Here is a 19,251-nt window from a genome sequence, read left to right as displayed (position 1 = left end):
GAGCGCTGACTCTACACAGAAGAGGACCCGGGGGAAAGTCGGCTTCTTTGACGAGGCAAAACAGGGACGGAAAGCGGCGGGATTGCAGAGAAAAGGGTTGGCACAAGGGGTCGGATCGCACAAGATGAAAGCCTGACTTATTGCATGGGACTCCAGGAGCATTCATGGCCAAGACTCTGTCAAAAATTCACCATCAGATGGATCAGACCGCCCTTTCCAGTTTTGATGCCCAAATTTGGATCCTCTGGTTGAAACCAGGGATGAAGGAATGGGCTGAGGTTTTCCCGGAAACCATGGGCGCGGCGGAGCGGGATATACTCCAGGCCCTGATTCAAAGGGACCCCCAAAAGCCGGAGGCCGGCAGTCTTTTGTCCTTTGATCGCAACCCGCTGCAACGCTGGGTGGTGGCGGTCGCGGATGAAGGGATGGAAACCTTTCGCTGGCTGAGTCTGGCGCGACAGATCCTGAAACCTTTGAAAGAACATGGCTGCAAAAAAATCCTCGCGAATCTGACCAGCGTGCCCTTGCCCCAGTCGCTGCAGGCCGCGGATGCGTTGACCGCTGCCGCCAAGGGCCTGCTCTTTTCCTTCCCGAAATACTCGCAGAAGGAGGTGAAGAAAAAGGATGGAGAGCTGACGCTCGATCTTCTGGTGGTTCCCGAGGTCGATCTCGAGGAAGCGACGCGTGTGGTGCAGCATGCCGAATCCACGAGCGCGGCGAACAATCAGGTCCGGCACCTCGTGATGCAGGCGGGCAATGATTTAACGCCAGCGCAGTATGTCGCGCGCCTTAAAAAATTGGCGGAACAGAATGAACTGGGTTATCAGTTCACCTCGCAGAAGAAGCTGGAAAGCATGGGCGCGGGCGCGTTTCTGGCTGTCGCGCAGGGTTCCGCACACGAGGATGCGGGCCTTGTGAAACTCACCTATGAAGGCAACGGGAAAAAAGGTTTGAAGCATCTCGTGCTGGTCGGCAAGGGTGTGACCTTTGATACGGGTGGACACAATATCAAGAACTCGCAGGGCATGTACGGCATGCATCGGGATATGGCGGGATCGGCCCTGGCCTATAGCCTTGTGGCTCTGGCGTCCAAAGAAAAATGGCCGGTGCGGGTCACGGCGTTTCTGGCGATTGCGGAGAATATGATCGGTCCGCGCGCCTATCGGCAAAATGATGTGATCACGGCCTTGAATGGGAAAACAATCGAGATCGTCGATACTGATGCTGAAGGTCGCATGCTGCTCGCCGACACCCTGCATATCGCTTCGGGTGAAAAGCCGGATCTGCTGCTTGATTTTGCCACGCTCACAGGGGCCTGTATCCGGGCTCTCAGTACACTCTATTCCGGAGTCTTCACCAACCGACAGGACCTCGTGCCGGCGCTGATTGCGGCGGGACGGGAATCGGGGGAACGGGTCTGGCCCTTCCCCATGGATGCGGACTTCGCGGAATGCCTTAAATCTGATATTGCTGATATCAAGCAGTGCCGCGTAAGTGGTGGTGTGGATCACATTGAAGCCTCTTTGTTTTTGAAAGAATTCGTCGGCAAGGATATACCTTGGGTTCATCTTGATCTGTCGGCAGCGGAAAATAGCGGAGGTTTGGCACACATTGAGACAGAAGTCACGGGCTTTGGCGTGCGGTTCGTTTCCCGGTTTGTTCGTAACTATTGGGGCTGGTCGGTCTGAGTCCGCCTGCTTTGCCGAGCAAGTCCGAATCATTTGGTGAGGTTAGAGTGAACCAGTCCCCAGCTCAGAGAGCCACGAATTTTCGCGAGATCTATGAGGCCCATGTCGGGCTGGTCCAGTTTGTGCTGCGTTCCTTTCGGCTCAGCGAAGAGGAGCGCGACGATCTGGTCCAGGACGTTTTTCTGCGTCTGCATCAGTCGCTCGATCGCATCGACCCCCTGAAAATCAAGGGTTTTCTATCGATTACCGCCCGCAATCTGGCGATTGACAAAGTGCGGCAAAGTCAAAGCCGCAAGACTGAGGCGGTCGGCGAGGATATTGCCAATCTTGAGGCCACCCTATGGGAACAAAATACCGACCGGCGTGCAGTAATAGCGGTCGCTGAGCGTTTTATAGAAGAGGTCGCCCGTCAACCAGGCGGCGAATGTTTCGGCTTGTTCTATAAGGAGGGGCTTTCTGTTCGGGATATTGCCGAGCGTTTGGGTGAAAGTACAGGTACAATCACCTCACGTCTCAGTCGCATGCGCCAGAAGTTTAAGGACGACCTCGCAAGAAAGCTCGCAGAACTGGATGGGATCTGAGACAGACAGAGAAGGACGATGACATGAGCAAGGACAAACATTCCGGGAGCGATCCCGAGTTCGCGATGAGTCCGGAGGATGAAGCGTTCCTCCGTCTTGTCGAGGACAGTTATGAGGCGGCGGGGCGACCGAAGGACCAGGCCGGAGCGGATCGAGTCTGGGGAAAGTTGGAAGCCCGGCTGGCTGCTGACGCCAACCCACCATCAGTCGGGTCCCGGCCGGATGCGCCGGTGCGTTCCATTTCATCAACTCACAGACGCCGCGGTTGGATTTATGTGTCCGGCATCCTGGGGGCTGTGGCCGCGCTCCTGCTCTTTTTAAACAGCACGTCCCCGGTCACCGAGGAAAGCCCTGGCACCATGCCCACGCGGGGCACTGCGGCCGGATTCTCGGCTTCCATTATCGTCTACGATGATCGTCCGGCAGCGGCTCCGGCCGGCAGCCGTCATCAGATCAAGGTCAACGTCACGGCGGATGCGGATGGTTACGTCGCTCTCTTTCGGCAGCAGGGCGAGCCGGAACCGGTGTTTGTGGCGAATTTGGAATATAAGAAAGAGCAGGGCGATATGCATATCCTGGAAGAGAATGCGGTCTCGGGAACGCGGTATTGCATCCTCGGCGCCCAGGATCAGGAGGGTTTGAAGCACCTGATTGAAATCATCGGTCAGCTGTGGGCCTATCTGCCCGAGAACGCCTGCTACACCGTTCCCTGATTCGCATCACCAGCGGGGTTTATAGATCCAGCCCAGGCCCCCGCGCTGATGGGTCATCGCATAGACCCCTTCATTCAACGTGACATTCACCAGCGCTCTCTCCTGACTGGATACCGCATTCAGCCACAGGAGATTGCCCCAGCTGAACGCCAGCAGCAGAAGAATGGTGCTGGTCCAGAAGCTCACTGGATAATCCTCGAGCCAATGTTTTTGCACCAGAACCTTAATATAGAATGCGATCAGGCCGGGCATGGCGATAAACGCATAGAATAAACTGCGTTCCCGATCAAATTCATCGGATACCCAAAGCGTTCCGTAGAAACCGATCAGGCAGTAGAAGGCCAGCAGGCCTAGAAAATAATGACGAATGGTTCGATCCTGCGGATTCATCGAGCGCATCCTCCTCATCGTCTTCCAGGGTTTCGTGGTCGGCGCGCATGCCGCCCCACATCGGGATGCAGCCCACGCATGCTCCATCATGGTCGGCACGCAGCCCACGCATGCTCCATCATGGTCGGCACGCAGCCCACACATGTTCCATAATGTGACGGCACGCAGCTTTCAGTCAAGATTTTGCCCTCTCCGCCGAAGAGTTTTTGGGGCCGGAATTTCCCAGGGAGGGGATATGACTGGATTTTGGCGCTTTCTGATAAGTGTGACACTGGCGTCTGGAGCGCAAGCTGGACCTGCCGTTGAACCCTATGTCAAAAATTTGGCACTGATCGGCGTGATCCATGTGCAGGGGGCAAAGTCCAAGAGCCAATCGGTTGCCGTGGTGCGGGATAAATCGAGCGGCAGGACCCGCATGCTGCATAAAGGCGATCGCCTGGTGCAAGCGGAATTGGAAGTGCGGGAACTCGGTCCGCAGCACATCACTCTGGTGCGCGGTACGCAGACCTTTGTGTTGCGCGTGGAATCCTATACCGATACGAGTACCACCCTGTCGAATCATGTGGAAACCACGGAAGTGGAACTCACGCCTGAGAAGACTGTCGAGCCTTTGGTGGAAAATGAATCCAAACCGGAAGAAGCGGATGAGCCGCAAGCCGCCACGCCTGAACCCGACTGCGAAGCTGAGGCGTGCGCCAGTGCCATTGAATAAAAATAAATAAGCATTGAACTCGGTTCATGTTCCCCTTATCCATAAGTGTTGGAGATGACACGATCAACGCAACATATGGATAAGGATGTAGCCATGAAAGGTGATGCGAAAGTCATCGAAGCCCTGAACGATGTGCTCACGGGCGAGCTGACGGCAATTAATCAGTATTTTCTACACGCCAGAATGTGTAAGGACTGGGGCTATGATCGCATAGCTGATAAAGTCCGCCACGAATCCATCGATGAAATGAAGCATGCTGAAAAACTAATGGATCGCATCCTCTTTTTGGAAGGCGTGCCCAACGTCCAAAGACTCATGAAGATCAACATCGGCGAGACGGTCAAGGAACAATTCGAAAGCGATCTGAAGCTGGAGTACGATGCTGTGGATCGACTGAAGAAGGCGATCCAGGTCGCGATCGACGCCCGGGATCATACGTCCCGGGAGCTCTTTGAACATATCCTGGAGGATGAGGAAAATCATATCGACTGGCTGGAAACCCAATTGGGTCTGATTCAGGAGCTGACGCTCGTGAATTATCTGGCTCAACAACTGCGTGAAGAATCCTGAGCGGCTTTCTTGCCGTTTTCTTGCAGGGTTTTTTTCAACTCGGGGATGCAGGCACCACAACTGCTGCCGGCCTGGCACTTATTTTGTAATTGCCGCAGGGTGTCACATCCCTGCTCTTTCAACTGTTCGATTGCCCTGTTATTCACGCCGAAACAAAGACAGACGATCATGAGAGCCTTCCTCCAACATTTCCTCTCTTATCGGATTTTATCATACAGATATTGAGAATTACTTTCAATATCAATTAAGAGTGCGTAAATCCTGGACTTTTTGAATAGGTCAGGAAGGCATTTTCTGCCGACCTAGAGCGACTTAAGAAAATCAAGGAGTTGCGCGCGTTCCTCGGCTTTCAATATTTCAAATGCCTTGCGGGATGCTTCCGCCTCCCCGCCGTGCCAGAGGATGGCCTCCTCCAGACTCCGCGCCCGTCCGTCATGCAGAAATCCGCTTTGCGGAAGTATGGTGCCCGTGAGTCCAATTCCCCAAAGAGGAGGCGTTCGCCATTCCCGACCGCTGGCCAGAAAATCCGGACGGCCATCGGCGAGGCCTTCGCCCATATCGTGAAGCAAAAGATCCGTATAAGGGGCAAAGGTCTGGTTGCGCAGGGCGGCGATGCTGCTGCTGTCGTCCGTGCTGAGCGCAGGACGATGGCATGAGGCGCAGCCGCTGGCTTGAAAGAGGATTTCCCCTTGCACCGCGGACGGAGAGGGCGTGCGCACGCGATCCGGAACAGCCAGGGTCTGGGTATAGAAGGCGGTTTTCCGGACAAAGTCGGCATCGATTTCCAGGGACCCATCGGCGCCAGGGAAGATCGGATTGGTCACACCCATATCGTCGGCGAAGGCGGCGGCGGTCTGCACCAAAAGGCTGGGGGCGGAGGCTTTCCAACCAAAGCGACCCGCAGCCAGGGATTGTGTGACAGGATCCCAGACCTGATTCAGGCGTCCTGAGATGCCGTCGCCGTCCGTATCCTCCGGATCCTCCAGGTCGCGAAGCGTTGACACCGGCACCGCTTCCAAAAGACCAAGACCCACGACCGGCGGCGTTTGCCGGATGGAACGTTGCACGGCGCTGTCCTGCATCAGGGCGAGTTTTTCCGGGGAACCCTCATACGCGAGGATGGGTTTGCGCAAGGTATAGCCTGTGCCGTCGGGATACTGACCGCTGACCTCCTCCCAGCTGAGACTCAGGGTGATTTCAGGTTCGGCACCCAGGACAGCATGATTTTGAATCTGCGTTCCAAAACCTGGAACAGGATAAGGACCCGCACCGGGAACTTGCAGGCTTTGCAATTCGGGAAAGCGATCCAGGGCCGAAGGATCAAGACTCACCCGCACGAGGACCGGCGAACGCAGCGTTCCATTGGCGCCAAGAACGGGCATGCCGCGTCCATTGCGAACATGGCAGCCGCGGCAGCTCGTGTTGTTGAATGTCGGCCCCAGACCCGGACGCACCGGGGACGGGCCCTTGACGAATTCACCTTCAAAGAAGACATCACCTTCCCCGTGCAGTTGAAACTCCTCAGGATTGAGGTTCGCGGCCGGGGCGGTGAACGCCGTGGAGGTCCGGTTTTTGATCGTGGTCCCACCACCGGCCAGAAACATCTCGGCTTCGGGACTCGTGGAATTCCTGGAGCGCGGGCCGCAGCTCACAAGGACCAAAAGGAGTGAGGGAACAAACCAAAAACGGAACATCATCGGCGCATCTCCTATCCTTGGATATCAGGGTGCGAGAACAGCACGAACCTTGGTATCCAGAAGTTCCTGCAGCTCACGAATGGCCAGCTGTGCGGCCAGAATTTTCGGACGGGCCGCCGCATCGACAATCGAATTCCGGAAAGGATCAGGGATCGCCTTCAGGGCCGCAAGAGAGGCATCGATAGCGGCTTCAACTGCGGCATTCAAATCCGGATCGAGAGCCTGAACCCGCGCACTCAGACTGGCGTCCGCGGCCTTTCCACTTTTGCTGCCTTGCCAGACGTGACGGATACTATGAATGTTATTTTGAAAGTCTTCGAGTGAATTAAACGAGAACTGGCTTTCCACGAGGTTCGGGTCCTGCTGATCAAAGGGCTGCGCGATTTTGTTATTCGCCACCTCATCAGCGATGCCGACCATGCCTTCCACCATTTCCTCAATGGCGGCTGCGGTTGACGGATAAAGATCATTGCCACTGTCACCGGCCGCCTTCAGGCTGATGGCGAAAGGCGTGTTGTTATCCAGGCCTTCCTTCCAGGCCTGCAGGATGCGTGCGGTGACAGATTTATGATTGGCGGTCAAAGCCTGAAGGTAATTTTTTTCCGGGCTGGTGAGATTGGCCAGCGTCTTGCCCTTGTCATAACCAAAGAGAATGAATTCGATGGCGTGAAAGCCTTTCAGACTGGGGTCAACCGTGTCCACATCCACATTATTGTAGGCGGCAATGGCCGCATCGAGACCGGCATGATCCAATGGCCAACTGTCGAGAGCAGGGTCATAGCCATAGGTATCGACCGGTCCGAAGAGGAAGGACTCACTTTGCTCCCAGGGCACACGGGTCGCGGCCCAGGCGTTGCGTGCCGCTTGAAAATTTTCCTCGGTCGGTGTCGCAACCAGGGTTGTGACAGCATCATGCAGCGACGCCGAGCGTGTGGCCAGGTCCTGGTAGGTATCGAGCACGACATCATCGACAAAGGTATTGAGGATGGCCTTGTCCTGGACCGGGTCCGCAGCAGGTTCTTCATCCGTATCGGACTTGCTGCAGGCGCCGACGCTGATAAACAAGGAGAAAGCCAGGGAAAGAGGCAAACAAGCGAGTCGTTTCATGTCATTCATCCCTTATGTGAAAGATCTTAATACACAAAGTTGAGGGCAAAGCGATAATCATGCTCGGTGCGCAGCTGGTCGGAACCAAAGGTTCGTTCCGTGGCATCGAGTTTGAAATTCAGAATCGTCGCCACCTGATAACTGACCCCGAGGCTGACATTGTGTCGCGAAAAACGCGCTTGATCCAAGGCGCCCGCCGCCGCCTTGTAAACGGTGTCGTAGCTTTCCCAGCGGACAAAGGGGACGACGCTATCCTCCGCTTCGAAACCTTCGAAGCGATAACCCCATTCGGTCCAGGCCGCATAGGCCTCCTTGCCGACGGGACTGCGGAGCACGCCCTGGTATTTTTGAGAGAGACCAGCGTTGCGGCGGTTGATGTCATCCGCGTTCTGGAGTTTGCCATGAACGACCGAAGCCTGGCCCTGAATACGATTCCACTGTCCCCGGGCAAACCAAGAGGTCAGCTGCAACGCGGTTTCCACATAGCCGCAGGGAGCCACTTCCTGCGCATCGTTTTCCGCTGGGCAGGTTTTGGTGAGATCCGGTTGCGGGCGGTTGGCGCTGGAATCTCCGTAGTAATATGAGAAACCCGTTTCGAGACCGGGAATATCGGTGTTGGTCCAGCGCAGAACAAAGGCGGGATTGTTGGCCTTGTTCGTTTCAAATTTTTTCTGCTGTCCACCGACCACGAAATACTGGGAACTGAAGCCCGTGGAATCCAGGCCATTGATCAGCTGAGCGTGCAGCTTTTGATTCCAGCCCTGGAGCAGGACTTCGGCACCGATTTCGCTCCAGCCGGAGGGGATCAGGTGCTCCTCACTCTCCGCACGCACCGTGCCGAGATAGTCGAAGGGTTCATGATGCAAGGGCAGAAGACCAAAGGCCACCGGCACGCGACCGATGCGCACTCGGGCGTGCTCCAGCTGTTTCTGGATGAACAGCTTTTCAAATTGAATTTCGCCGCCTTTCTCCACTTCGCTTTCGTATTCACCGGCCTCTTCATATTCAAGTTCCAGCGCGGTGCCGGTACCGCCGTGCTCGATTTCAAGTTCCGCTTCGAAGGAAAAACCACGGATCAGTTCCTGCTCGAGTTCGAGAACGAAACGGCGGGTTTCGAAAATCCAGCGTTTATCTTTTTTTGATCCGCGCGAACTGGCCTTGGGATCAGCGCCATAGTCGGCGTAACTGAAGACAAGGTCACCGTATCCGGAGATTTTGGGTGCCGAAGGGGAAGTTGCTGTTGATGTTTCAGCATGGCTCGTGGAAGCCAGCAGTGTAAGAGGAAGAGCCAAAAGCCTGAAGCGCATGGATGGACATCCTCAAATGCGAAAGGGTTCGCGGCCGCGCCCACGGCACACTGGGCCTGGGCTTAATGAAAATGATAGTGATTCTTATTACAATAATTGCGCCAAAGCCAGTTTAATTTTCAGGTAAGAATTCAGCAGGCAGGACCTTGAATTGACAGACTTTTGGCGAAAATTCTTACGTCGATGCGGTTGGGCGACTGGCCATTGTTCAGGCCTTGGACGGACGCGGTCGCTGGATTGGACAGGAAAAGCCCCGCCTGCCCGGTGGGCAGACGGCATCACGAGGACTTACTGAGGGGAGTCCGAAGTTGCTGCGGTCGGCGTAACAATGATTTGTTTCCACTGAAAGCTCGGCCCGCAACCGGACTGAGGTGCGGTTTCCTGGGAGGGCATTTGCAGCTCACTGGTCCAGGTAATTTTAAGTTCCGCCTCACCTGGTTCTTCATCCAAAATCGAGTAGGATTCCTTCCAACTGAGGGGTTCGGTGGAAGGTTGCTCGATCGACCAAAGCTGGGCCGGGCCGACCGTTCCCGCTGCGCTGAAGCGCACCGTGGAAAGCATTTTGCTGCCGTGAGCCGCGTGATACTGAGCGTCCATCTGCCACGAACCCGCCATCACTCTGGATCCTTCATGATAAGGAACCTTGATCTGACAGACCGCCTTGCGACGGTCAGCCGTGAGCGGTGGCAGACTGGAAAGATCAATGATGAGGCGTCCCTGTTCATCAAATTTGATCGCTGTGCTTTCCAATTTGCTGCAGGGACCCAGGAGGCGGACGCGCGAGGGATCCTGGATCATACCCGCGGTCCCTATCAAGCCGATAAAACCGATCGTTGCAAGGCTCATGTCCGACCTCCATGGTCATGCTGAGTTTAGCAGGATTTCCAAGTCCAGTAGTAACGGATCGAGTAGGTCTTGCCGCTTTGAGCGCCTTCCGAGATGCTGATCACAGCATCGTCGCCCTTGGCGTTAACTGTGACCGTGGTCTTGAAGGTGGTGTCCTTTCCGCAAGGGTTCCAAATCTTTTTAGCGAAATGCAGATCCTTATTCAGGACAACATCCTGAACGCTGCCGTCGGCATAGGTGTAGCTGGCGATGGCGGCGTCGCTGACCTGTCCGCCCAGTGTATGGCGCAGAGTGGCGAGGGTTTGGCCATTTTCCGAGCTGATGTTGGAGAAACCAGCGATGCCTGCGCGGCTGGTGGTGAACGTCAGGCCAGCAGGAATGCGGGCATCAAATTTGAATTGGCAGGTTTTGGTGACGTTTTTCACGCCCTCACCTGTGACAGCTTCCAGATTCGTGAAGACGAGGTCAAACGAACCGTCACCGTTGAAGCTGACAAAAGCGTCATCGGCGCTGCAACCGTTGCCGATGAATTTGATGCTGTCTTCGTTGACCTGCAGACGGCCGTGCGATGTCCAGCCAGCGAACGAAGCGGTGCTTGATGCGAGAAGGGTCAGTGCGATCAGTTGCTTCATCATGGTTACTTTCCTCAAGAGAATTCGTTGTTCGGATGCAACGGTTATCTCTCAAGGCGCTGATTCTTTGAACTGATAGGGGCTGGGAAATTGTGCGAGGATATGAGGCGATTCGAGGATACCCCCATCCTTTTCCGATGGGGGTTCATTCACTTATTCATGGGGCTCGTCGTACCACTTGTCTTCCACCCGACGACGGTGGATGAGATGCCAGGCTTCACCCGCGAAGACCTTGCCAAATTTGACAAGCTCAGGATCGTCCATGTTTCCTTCAGCCCGGATGACAATATTGAGCTGATCAACCGCTTTGGCTTTTTCCTGAAGATTGGCGGCATCCTCACGAGCCTGGGCATGGTTATCATAGAAAACCACCCCATAGCGCTTCAGAACCGGCGGTGCTTTGCGTGTAATCTCGACCGGCTGGGCCGCTTCACCCTGCTGGCGCGGATGGCGCGGGCCACCGCCACCCTGCTGGTTGCCACCGCCACCGCCGCCACCACCGCCGCGACGGCGCCGATTGCGGTTGCGATCCCCATGACTTCCGGAGCCCTGCTGGTTATTGGGACGTCTGTTCAAATTCCCTCCTGGCGCAACGCTACGATGCGCGGAACAGCTTTCAAGGATGACGACAGGCTTCCACTACTTTCGCAATGGCGGCCGGGATCGTCAAGCGTTCCTGCTGGGCCGTATCCCGATCGCGCAATGTAACCGTCTGATCGTCCAAAGTCTGGGTATCAATCGTGATACAGAAGGGGGTGCCGACCTCGTCATGTTTGGCGTAGCGTTTTCCTATGCTCTGGGCATCATCACAGGCCACGTTCAGACCGGCCCGGCGCAATTCCTTGGCAATGGCCTCGGCTTTTTCCGGCTGACCATCCTTTTTCACCAAAGGCAAAACCGCCACCTTGATCGGAGCCAGAGCGGGATGCAGTTTCAAAAGCACGCGGATTTTTTCCTGACCGTTGGCATCGACGCTTTTTTCTTCATGGTAGGCATCGAGCAGCATGGCCAGGACCGTACGGGTGAGACCCGCGGCGGGTTCGATCACGTAAGGCACATAACGCCAGCCGGGTTTGCCTGTCTCGGGATCGGTCTTGTTCTGATCGAAGTAGCTGAGCTTGGAGCCGGTGGCTGCACCGTGACGTTTCAAGTCATAATCCGTCCGCGAGGCGATGCCTTCGAGTTCACCCCAACCCCAGGGATAGAGGTACTCGACATCGTAGCAGTCGTCCGAGTAGTGAGCCAGCTCGTTATCCTCGTGCTGGCGCAGGCGGAAGTTCGCCGGGGTGTTCGCATACTTGCGATACCAGGCCATGCGCTCGTCGGTCCAGTATTTCAGCCAGTGATCCTGAGTGCCGGGCTCGATGAAGAATTCCATTTCCATCTGTTCGAATTCGCAGGAACGGAAGATGAAGTGCTCCACCACGATTTCATTGCGGAAGGATTTGCCCTGCTGGGCGATACCAAAGGGCACTTTCATCGAGGTCGTCTGCTGCACATTCAGAAACTGCACGAACATGGCCTGAGCAGTTTCCGGGCGCAGATACACGAGCGATCGTTTCAAACACTCTTCGTATTGGGCGCGCATCTCGCGTTCGTCGAGATTTTTATCCTTGATCTCTTTAAAGAAATCGGCAAGCGGATCCACCGGGCCGAGCGTGGTGCGGAACATGCCATTGAACTGGCGCTCGTCGCTGAGATTGGGCGAGCCGCAGACGGGGCACACATAACCGCAGGCGCCGACGGTGCCTTTCAGTTTTTTACCCGAAGCCTTGCCGCCCTCCTGAAAGACGACTTCACTGCCCACTTCCGCGCGGGGAGCCTTGTCACCGCGAAAGCGTTCCTTGCAGTTGAGGCAATCGACCAAAGGATCGGAAAAACCGGCCACGTGACCCGAGGTTTCCCAAACCTTGGGATGCATGATGATCGAGGCATCAATGCCGACGATATCGTCGCGCTCGTAAACCATCGAACGCCACCAGGCGGCCGCGATATTGCGTTTCAACTCAACGCCCAAGGGACCATAGTCATAGGCCGACTTGAGGCCGCCGTATATTTCAGAGCTTTGAAATACAAAGCCGCGTCGTTTGCAGAGAGACACGATTTTTGTCATGAGGTCCAATTCGTTCAAAGCTGCGACTCCTGCCTGGCTGGTAAGTCTCGAAAAGGGAAAAGATAGACGTTTCCCGATGAGAGCTCAAGGCGGAATCGGTGGGTGGAAAGACCTGTGGTGGCCAGTCTGACAAGTCGTGCGACTTATGTGTCGAGCAGGCTCAAGGCCACTTTGGGGCTGATGGCGATGCGATCCTTGCCGTGAGTTCTGGCCTCCAGCGACTGTTGAGTCAGGTTTGCCGTGGCATCGCCCAGCTGAGCCTCTTCATCAATGAGCAGGTCCTTGGCCTGGGGCACAGCCGGCTCGTCCGTCGGAACCAGAGTCAGATAGCGGGCCGGTGCCGGGCTTTCCAGAAAGGTCTGCCGATAAAGGCTCAGATCCAATGGGGTGATATCCCGGCGTTCGATGGGCTGTGGCTCGGTCGTTACAATTTTGATGGTGCGATAAGGCAGTCTATCCGGCTCCTCTGATCCGCTCCGGTAAGGGGCAGCATGGTCTTCCCAGATTTCCGATGCGGTACGGCTTTGCTGATTGGCCTTAAGCTGGCTGAGGCGCTGCAGTTCATCCTGCAAGGATTCGTACTCTTTGCTGGCCAGCGATTTCTCATCCGTCCAGGGACGCAGAGCCAGACGGAGACGCTGCAGGAGTTGAAAACTGGCATCCTGATCCTGAGGCTGCAGGGGAGTTGCACGGTGCCGATGCTGTTGGGCTTCCGGGTCAATCTGGCTGAAAGAAACCCGGCGGGCGGTACGCGAGGGACCGCTGATGCGCGGACCGTTGGCTTCGGCCTGACGCCTCTGCATGCGTATCATGCTGATGGCTGTACGGTGTCTTATTCCCATCTCGGACCTCCTGTCACGCCCTGGGACTCGGCAATTCGTAGTCAAGCCTTCGGCAAAATTGGGAAGAAATTAAGGGCTCCGGTCCTTTTGCAGGTTTGAGCTTTGGCAAAAAGTCGGGCTAAACTGGGAGGCATGCGAGGGATAGGCCCGCGCGAAAAACGAGAGGTGAGCCAGGCATGAGTTACCGCGTTCTGCTTTTTGATATTGATGGCACCCTGGTGCGCGCAGGAGGTGCGGGCAAGGCCGCGCTGGCCCGGGCCCTGACGGAACTGCATGCGATCGAGCAGCCGTTCGTCGATATCAGCTTTGGTGGGCGCACCGATCAATCGATTGCACGCGAACTCTTTGACCGGCATGAGATCCCCTGGACGCCCGAGGCCGGGCAGGAATATTTGGATCTTTATGCCAGCTACTTTCATGAGGCGCTGCAGAACCAGGCGCCGATCCTGTTGCCGGGCGTGCGCGAGCTTCTGCAAAAGCTGCACGATGATGGACGGCATTTCATGGGCCTCCTGACGGGAAATATTGAACGCTGCGCGCAGATCAAACTCGAGGCCTTTCACCTGTGGCCTTATTTTCATTTTGGTGGTTTTGGCGATCATCATGAGGATCGCGCGGAAATCGCTGCTGAAGCCTTCCGCCGCGCGGAGCGTTTATGCGGCCGTGAACTGCGCCCGCATGAGGTTTTGATTATCGGGGATACGCCCGCGGATGTGCGCTGTGCTCGTGCGATCGGAGCCGATGTTTTGATCGTGGGAACAGGACCGGTGGCCCGAGCGGCGATTGATGAAGCCGAACCGGATTTTTTTCATGACGATTTGTCCCGGCTTGAGGATATTCTCAAGCTCATTCATGCCGGACGTCTTTAATTCTTGTGCCAGAAGAGGGTCGATTCCCAGAGCATGCCCGTCTCACCAATCCTGGCCACGCCCAGAGTGGGATCAATCTGGCCCGTTTTGGCATCAATGATCTGAATCGTCAGGGCTCCGGCTCGATAGGTCTGGCCCGGGCCGGGAGCGTTTTTCCGTACAAGGTCGGTCACCGTGGGAATCAATTGCGCGCTGATCGGTTTTTGTGGATCAAACGTCAAAGCCAGGGATTCGAGTTTCTGGGTTCCCGCCACACCGCTGAGACTAAAGAGCGGCAGATCTCCGGACTGGCTGCGTTTTTGCCAATCGGTGGCGGCAAAGGATTGACCGTTGATCGCGAGGCGCGCCCCGGGTGAAAGCTGGGCATTGGCCACGATGATTTTAAAGGTTTGATCGGGACTGATGGCTTCGGCCGGTTCAACGAAGTTGGCGTCGAGGAGATTGAAAAAATCCACGCCGGTCACGTTGTATTTATCATCATACTCATGCACATGCTTCACGGTGGTTCCCGCGTTGAAGGCATAGGTTTGCGTCGCGGTATCCAGATCGAAGTGCCCGCCGGGGACGCCACCAGGCTGCGTGATGGGTTTGCTGGCAGGAGGCGGACCATCAGGGGTCGGCTCAACGGCCACCTCGTCCACGGTTTCGGTGGGGACGGGAATGGGTTCCGCGGTGACCGAAGTCTTGCCGGAAAAGTTATTCCGATCACAAGCCGTCAGACTTAAAAGGAGAAAGCTGCTGACCAGCGACGCACTTTTCATATGTATTCCCCGGTGGATGTGTCTTATGAAACTTATCGGTCCCCGGGTTGCGGCTTTTGATGAAACGCTTTAAAAGGCTGATTTCATGAAGGAATTCAAGAGGTATTCAGCGGGTCGGGAGGCGGGCCATGTCGAGGATTTTCCGGATCCCTTTGATCAGTTCGGCCTGCATGTCAAACGCACAATGCCCCCCGCCCGCCGGAGTTTCCGCCTGAACCAGAGCCTGCCGTGATTTCCAATAGCTTATGCCTTGCATGGTTTGAGGATAGAGAAAGTCCTTCTGCTGAATTATAAAGTACAAGGGAAATTTCCGGGCCGCTTCCGGGCTGAGCTTTTTGAACACGTCAGGTGGAAAAATCACCGGACCCCCACCGCCGCAGAGCATGACGGCTCCGCCCTGCCAGGCGCTGATGACGGCAGGCAGAAGATCACCGCTGAGAAAGGTCGAGCCTGCGGAATAACCAGCCAGGATCAGGCGATCGCGTTTGATTTCGGGGTGTTTGGCCTGAATTTCCCGTTCCAGAAAGGACTTCACATAGTCCACGTGCCTATTGTTGGGAGCATGCCGACCCTCGGGCCAGGTCACAGCCTGGTTGGGAGCCTGCAGAGCCACCGGCACAAGATCGTAGGTGCGTGCGACCTTCTGCAAAGTTTCAAAGGAGCTGGCATAGGCCTGCGTATTGCCGGAACCATGAAAGAAAAGGAGCAGGCCCTGATTCGTGCCAAAGGCTGCCGTGTAAAGACCCGACTTGCCTGTGACAGGATCCTTGAAGGTATGTTCCGTCCGTGTTTCGGCCGCGACGCGCAGGCTGAGAAAAAGAGTCAGAAGAATCCAAACGCGCATCGAACCTCCCGTAGGTACGGATCAGGAGACCCTGGGGCAGGCCTCCAGTATGTCCGCCGCGTCTTCAGCCGGTTTTTCCTTCCAGCGGGCGAGAATCACAGGGAATTTCTGCTGAACGACGCTGCAGTATTCCATTTTATCATGATCCCCGAGCGCGGTGAGGGCTGTTCCCAGGGCTGTATTCAAAATGCGGCTGAGCGTTTGCTTGCTGCTGAGTTCGAGCACTTCATCCGTGGCCCGCAGCGTCTGCAGCCACTGCATCAAAAGACCGGCTTTATGCAGGGTGGGCGTGAGTCCTTCACGTCGTGCCACGACCGTCGTTTGAAACACGGAATCAACGGTATGAGCCAGCACCGCGCCGACCACGTGAATATCATCGAAGGACGGAACGCTGCAGAGTTCCAGCGGTGAGACCTCACTTTTGTTCACCGTGTCAAGACCCATGCGCATGGTGATGTCGAAGGTTTCGCGCCATAGGTCTTCATTCCAGACTTTAGGCAGGCCGCCGTACATCACGGGACTCAGAACATCACGGGTCTCCTGAAAGCAGGAGATATCGAAAAGCCCCTTGGCCTCATTCAAACTGTAATGGGCAAAAAGATCCGAGAAACCTTCATTGAGGGCTCCGAAGATACGGCCCGGGCTCGAGAGGAACGCATGACGTTCCCTGCGCGTTTCAGGATTGTCACTGCGATCCTGCAGTCCAAGGGACCCATGAATGGAATGGAGACCCCGATGCGACTGCCAGTAGTCGAGATAGGCCTGAAAGCTGACCACGGTGGAATCACCGAAGAGCTGCTGAAAGACGTGATGCCCATATTCATGATGAATGACCACGGGAAATTCCCAGAGCCCCTTGCCGTTATAGAGCCCCTGCTGCCGGGCCTCGACGCTCTGCGGAATGACGGAAATATTATAAATGCTCGGGCTCAGTGTATCGTCGGCGAAGGGTGAGTAGAACGCATTGTCCGTTCCGATCGTCACTGTCTGGGTCGCGTTCTGCGATTTGGTGCCGTCCATGCGAATGATTTGCTCAACGCGCTTCACATCCTTTTTATACTGAGGAAAAAGTCCAAGGCCCACCGCCGGCATCACTGGCAGCTCCAATTGCGGGGCACTGTTCTGAACGATTTGATAAAAGGCGAAGGAATCCTCGACCGCTTTTTTCAGCTGCAGGCCGATCGCTTCCATGGAATCCGCCGGGGCCGGCGCATCGCACAGCCGGAGCTCCTGGCGTTCGCCCTGAACGGTGTAACGCATATCGGTCTTGTTGGTGAGTTCCCGTTCGAAGGTGCGCGCATCCAGAATCCTGGTGGTGATGGAGATCGTCTCCTCCTGGGTATCCTGAAAGCCAAACCAGGCGCTCTGCACAGCCAATCCCTGCAGAGCCTGGGAGTCTGATCGCATGGCGCAGGAAGGATCCGCCAATCCCAGAGGCAGCGGCGTGCCAAAGGTCTCTTTCTTGAATTCCACAAGCTCGGCACCATTCGCCGCTGGTGGTGCCGGAACGGTCACCGTCACGACCTTCGTGCGCGTGCGCGGTTGACAGGCGCCGGCAGCCAGGGCCAGAGCACAGACCGAAAGACGAACCAATCGTTTCTTCATCGGGGAATCTCCTTAGGGGCGCGGAGAGAGGATGGAACCTGATTCTGGGATCGTTCAGGCTGAGGTTATGGCATACGCGGTTGCCGCCCGCAAGCAGTTTAGCTGGCTATGGACGGGTTTGGTGGACTCATACAAATTTATGACGATTCCGCCGCACCGATCAGCTCCTCATAGACGCGGAGATTGCCGCTGACCATGGCTTCCAGCGAAAATTCGCGGGCCACGTGTGTGGTGGCACCCTGTCGTAATTTTTCCAGCAGCGCAGGATCCCGGAGCAGCCGCTCCAGATTGTTGGCAAACGCCTGAGGATCCTTGGCCGGAGAAATCAGGCCGGTGCGTTCGTGCAAAATGATCTCAGGGATCCCACCCACAGCTGTCGCGACGAGTGTACAGCCGCTGTGCACAGCATCCAGCAGGCTGGTGCCGAGGCCTTCATCCTGTGACGAGAGAGCAAAGATATCCGTCGCCCCCAGCAGTTGCGCCACATCCTTGCGAACACCGAGAAAACGCAGACGATCCGGGCCGAGATTGAGTTCCGCCGCCAGGGCTTCCGCCGCGGGACGCAGCGCGCCATCCCCCGCGATGTAGGCAAAGAACGGTACGCCGCGTTCCTGCAGAATGCCGAGGGCGCGAATCAGCGTCGCATGATCCTTCTGCTCCGTAATATAAGCCAGGTTCCCAATGATGATACGGTCCATCGGGATCTGCCATTCCGTGGTCAGAATCCGGCGGGCCTGCGCGCGATCCACGTCGGCAAAGGGGCCGGGATCGACGGCACTGCACACCTTGGTGAGACGGTTCGCCGGCACGCCGAAATCCGCAAGGATGCGTTGAATGGCATCGGAAATGCAAATGTAACGATCGATGGATGGATGCATGTATTTGCGTCGATGCCAGGAGCCAGGCGCCGGTGGGTAATCCACCCGACGATGCACCACCAGCTTCACCTCGGGACAAAGTTTTTTCACGAAGAGACCAAGATTGTGAGCCCGTCCCGACTGACAATCGATGAGTTGAATTCCATGCCGGCGGACATAGCGGGCGACCGCGAAGGCAGCGGTCAGGATCCGCGCGCCACGCATGGGAACGGCCAGTGTTCGAGCCAGATGTGACATGCGGGCGATGGCTTCACTCCCCGGTGGAGCGACGAGGTGCCATTGCCAATTTTTGTTTTGCACCGACTGCAGAAGGAGCCGGATTTGGTTTTCTCCCCCACGCCAGGTGCTTTCGCTATCGATGTGCAGAACTTTGAAAGGCATTGATTCCCTCGACTTCACTTGTTGCCGCATCGTATTCATGATAGAAACATGGAACAACACCTTTTTCACCCTGCGGAGGTTTTTTCGATGAAGCAACGCTGTCTGGCACTGCTCCTGGTCGTTCCCTTTCTGCTGGCAAGCCCGGCCTTTGCGCTGTTTGATGCTCAGGTTTTAACGGGAAATCGTTCGACTGATTTTAAATTGGGTAGTACCAGCAGCACCGAATCAGGGCAGGAATTGAAAGCGGCCGCTCACCTGGACCCCATTCCTCTGGTGCCCGTCGGCTTTGGTCTGTCCTTGAGCCAAATCAACTGGGACAAGTCGAACAAGCTGGGCATCAAATCGATGGACGGTTTTGAAGTGGGGCTGGAAGTGGAAGCCTGGCTGCCCATCGAGTTGGGTGGTCTGGAGATCTACGGAAAACTTGGCTACACCGTGTTCGGGGCCTATGTTGCAACCTTCGATGAAGCGACCACGGGTCAGGAAGTGAAGATGGCTTTCAAGCCATCGGGGACTTACATCGCCGCTGGGGTCAAGTACAACTTTCTGCTCCGCCTGGGTGTGATGCTCGAAATCGAGTCGGGCAGCCGCGAATTGGAGTTTGACGAGTTTGAGAACCTGCCGGCTGGCGTGAGTGCAGACACCCTGAAGGTGAGCGGAGACGCTCCAAATACGAGCATCCTCCTGGGGGTCCAGGCGGGCATTTGACTATTTA

21 protein-coding genes are annotated in these 19,251 nt (G+C 56.2%); 7 read left to right on the top strand and 14 right to left on the bottom strand.

Annotated features, from left to right (window positions below; all coding sequences use genetic code 11):
- The first annotated feature begins 164 nt into the window (after positions 1 to 164).
- Genes OLTU_RS22435 through OLTU_RS22425 form a run of 3 tightly spaced genes read left to right on the top strand, consistent with a single transcriptional unit; the run spans position 165 to position 2,982 of the window.
- Complete coding sequence (locus tag OLTU_RS22435) at positions 165 to 1,688, top strand: M17 family metallopeptidase (RefSeq protein WP_141734984.1); 1,524 nt, start codon at positions 165 to 167, stop codon at positions 1,686 to 1,688.
- Between the two features lie 47 nt (positions 1,689 to 1,735).
- Entirely contained in the window at positions 1,736 to 2,269 is a 534-nt protein-coding gene (locus OLTU_RS22430) for an RNA polymerase sigma factor (RefSeq protein WP_176736860.1), read from the top strand.
- A 23-nt stretch (positions 2,270 to 2,292) separates the two neighbouring features.
- The gene (locus OLTU_RS22425; protein ID WP_141734982.1) at positions 2,293 to 2,982 is read left to right on the top strand and encodes an anti-sigma factor; all 690 of its coding nucleotides are present in this window, start codon (positions 2,293 to 2,295) and stop codon (positions 2,980 to 2,982) included.
- 6 nt (positions 2,983 to 2,988) lie between these two features.
- Here the strand turns inward: OLTU_RS22425 and OLTU_RS22420 are convergent, their stop codons facing one another.
- Positions 2,989 to 3,372, bottom strand: coding sequence for a hypothetical protein (locus OLTU_RS22420; RefSeq protein WP_141734981.1), 384 nt, complete (start codon positions 3,370 to 3,372; stop codon positions 2,989 to 2,991).
- A 235-nt stretch (positions 3,373 to 3,607) separates the two neighbouring features.
- On the opposite strand from OLTU_RS22420, the gene OLTU_RS22415 reads away from it, so the two are divergent.
- Entirely contained in the window at positions 3,608 to 4,084 is a 477-nt protein-coding gene (locus tag OLTU_RS22415) for a hypothetical protein (RefSeq protein ID WP_141734980.1), read from the top strand.
- Between the two features lie 93 nt (positions 4,085 to 4,177).
- Complete coding sequence (gene bfr / locus OLTU_RS22410) at positions 4,178 to 4,654, top strand: bacterioferritin (RefSeq protein ID WP_141734979.1); 477 nt, start codon at positions 4,178 to 4,180, stop codon at positions 4,652 to 4,654.
- Here bfr and OLTU_RS22405 read toward each other — a convergent pair.
- The 9 genes from OLTU_RS22405 to OLTU_RS22365 form a co-directional block, all read right to left on the bottom strand.
- Positions 4,630 to 4,824: a (2Fe-2S)-binding protein gene (locus tag OLTU_RS22405; RefSeq protein ID WP_141734978.1), complete on the bottom strand. Its 195-nt coding sequence runs from the start codon at positions 4,822 to 4,824 to the stop codon at positions 4,630 to 4,632. The genes bfr and OLTU_RS22405 overlap by 25 nt on opposite strands.
- Before the next feature lie 132 nt (positions 4,825 to 4,956).
- Complete coding sequence (locus OLTU_RS22400; RefSeq protein ID WP_218110197.1) at positions 4,957 to 6,351, bottom strand: di-heme oxidoreductase family protein; 1,395 nt, start codon at positions 6,349 to 6,351, stop codon at positions 4,957 to 4,959.
- Between the two features lie 24 nt (positions 6,352 to 6,375).
- The gene (locus OLTU_RS22395; protein ID WP_176736859.1) at positions 6,376 to 7,458 is read right to left on the bottom strand and encodes an imelysin family protein; all 1,083 of its coding nucleotides are present in this window, start codon (positions 7,456 to 7,458) and stop codon (positions 6,376 to 6,378) included.
- A 26-nt stretch (positions 7,459 to 7,484) separates the two neighbouring features.
- Positions 7,485 to 8,765 (bottom strand): hypothetical protein, encoded by a 1,281-nt coding sequence (locus OLTU_RS22390; RefSeq protein ID WP_141734976.1) that lies wholly within the window; start codon positions 8,763 to 8,765, stop codon positions 7,485 to 7,487.
- 288 nt (positions 8,766 to 9,053) lie between these two features.
- Positions 9,054 to 9,611, bottom strand: coding sequence for a hypothetical protein (locus OLTU_RS22385; RefSeq protein ID WP_141734975.1), 558 nt, complete (start codon positions 9,609 to 9,611; stop codon positions 9,054 to 9,056).
- Positions 9,612 to 9,637: 26 nt separating this feature from the next.
- The gene (locus OLTU_RS22380) at positions 9,638 to 10,246 is read right to left on the bottom strand and encodes a DUF4360 domain-containing protein (protein ID WP_141734974.1); all 609 of its coding nucleotides are present in this window, start codon (positions 10,244 to 10,246) and stop codon (positions 9,638 to 9,640) included.
- Between the two features lie 150 nt (positions 10,247 to 10,396).
- Positions 10,397 to 10,819, bottom strand: a complete 423-nt coding sequence (locus tag OLTU_RS22375) for a hypothetical protein (protein ID WP_141734973.1) — start codon at positions 10,817 to 10,819, stop codon at positions 10,397 to 10,399.
- Positions 10,820 to 10,859: 40 nt separating this feature from the next.
- On the bottom strand, positions 10,860 to 12,356 hold the full coding sequence (locus tag OLTU_RS22370; protein WP_141736843.1) for a glycine--tRNA ligase: 1,497 nt from the start codon (positions 12,354 to 12,356) through the stop codon (positions 10,860 to 10,862).
- Positions 12,357 to 12,499: 143 nt separating this feature from the next.
- Entirely contained in the window at positions 12,500 to 13,198 is a 699-nt protein-coding gene (locus tag OLTU_RS22365; protein ID WP_141734972.1) for a hypothetical protein, read from the bottom strand.
- A 176-nt stretch (positions 13,199 to 13,374) separates the two neighbouring features.
- Here OLTU_RS22365 and OLTU_RS22360 point away from each other — a divergent pair, with 176 nt between their 5' ends.
- Positions 13,375 to 14,067, top strand: coding sequence for an HAD family hydrolase (locus OLTU_RS22360; protein WP_141734971.1), 693 nt, complete (start codon positions 13,375 to 13,377; stop codon positions 14,065 to 14,067).
- Here the strand turns inward: OLTU_RS22360 and OLTU_RS22355 are convergent.
- The 4 genes from OLTU_RS22355 to OLTU_RS22340 form a co-directional block, all read right to left on the bottom strand.
- The gene (locus OLTU_RS22355) at positions 14,064 to 14,828 is read right to left on the bottom strand and encodes a hypothetical protein (RefSeq protein ID WP_141734970.1); all 765 of its coding nucleotides are present in this window, start codon (positions 14,826 to 14,828) and stop codon (positions 14,064 to 14,066) included. The genes OLTU_RS22360 and OLTU_RS22355 overlap by 4 nt on opposite strands.
- 106 nt (positions 14,829 to 14,934) lie before the next feature.
- Positions 14,935 to 15,672 carry an alpha/beta hydrolase family protein gene (locus OLTU_RS22350; RefSeq protein WP_141734969.1) on the bottom strand — a complete coding sequence of 246 codons (738 nt, stop codon included), beginning with the start codon at positions 15,670 to 15,672 and terminating at the stop codon, positions 14,935 to 14,937.
- A gap of 21 nt (positions 15,673 to 15,693) precedes the next feature.
- The gene (locus OLTU_RS22345; protein WP_141734968.1) at positions 15,694 to 17,277 is read right to left on the bottom strand and encodes a hypothetical protein; all 1,584 of its coding nucleotides are present in this window, start codon (positions 17,275 to 17,277) and stop codon (positions 15,694 to 15,696) included.
- A gap of 137 nt (positions 17,278 to 17,414) precedes the next feature.
- Positions 17,415 to 18,536, bottom strand: a complete 1,122-nt coding sequence (locus tag OLTU_RS22340) for a glycosyltransferase family 4 protein (protein WP_176736858.1) — start codon at positions 18,534 to 18,536, stop codon at positions 17,415 to 17,417.
- 87 nt (positions 18,537 to 18,623) lie between these two features.
- On the opposite strand from OLTU_RS22340, the gene OLTU_RS22335 reads away from it, so the two are divergent.
- Positions 18,624 to 19,244: a hypothetical protein gene (locus OLTU_RS22335; protein ID WP_141734966.1), complete on the top strand. Its 621-nt coding sequence runs from the start codon at positions 18,624 to 18,626 to the stop codon at positions 19,242 to 19,244.
- The last annotated feature ends 7 nt before the right edge of the window (positions 19,245 to 19,251 follow it).

This window comes from Oligoflexus tunisiensis, assembly GCF_001748245.1.
GTDB classification, from domain to species: Bacteria; Bdellovibrionota_B; Oligoflexia; order Oligoflexales; family Oligoflexaceae; genus Oligoflexus; species Oligoflexus tunisiensis.
The sequence above is the reverse complement of the archived record's forward strand: the minus strand, read 5'-3'. Positions and strand labels throughout refer to the sequence as shown.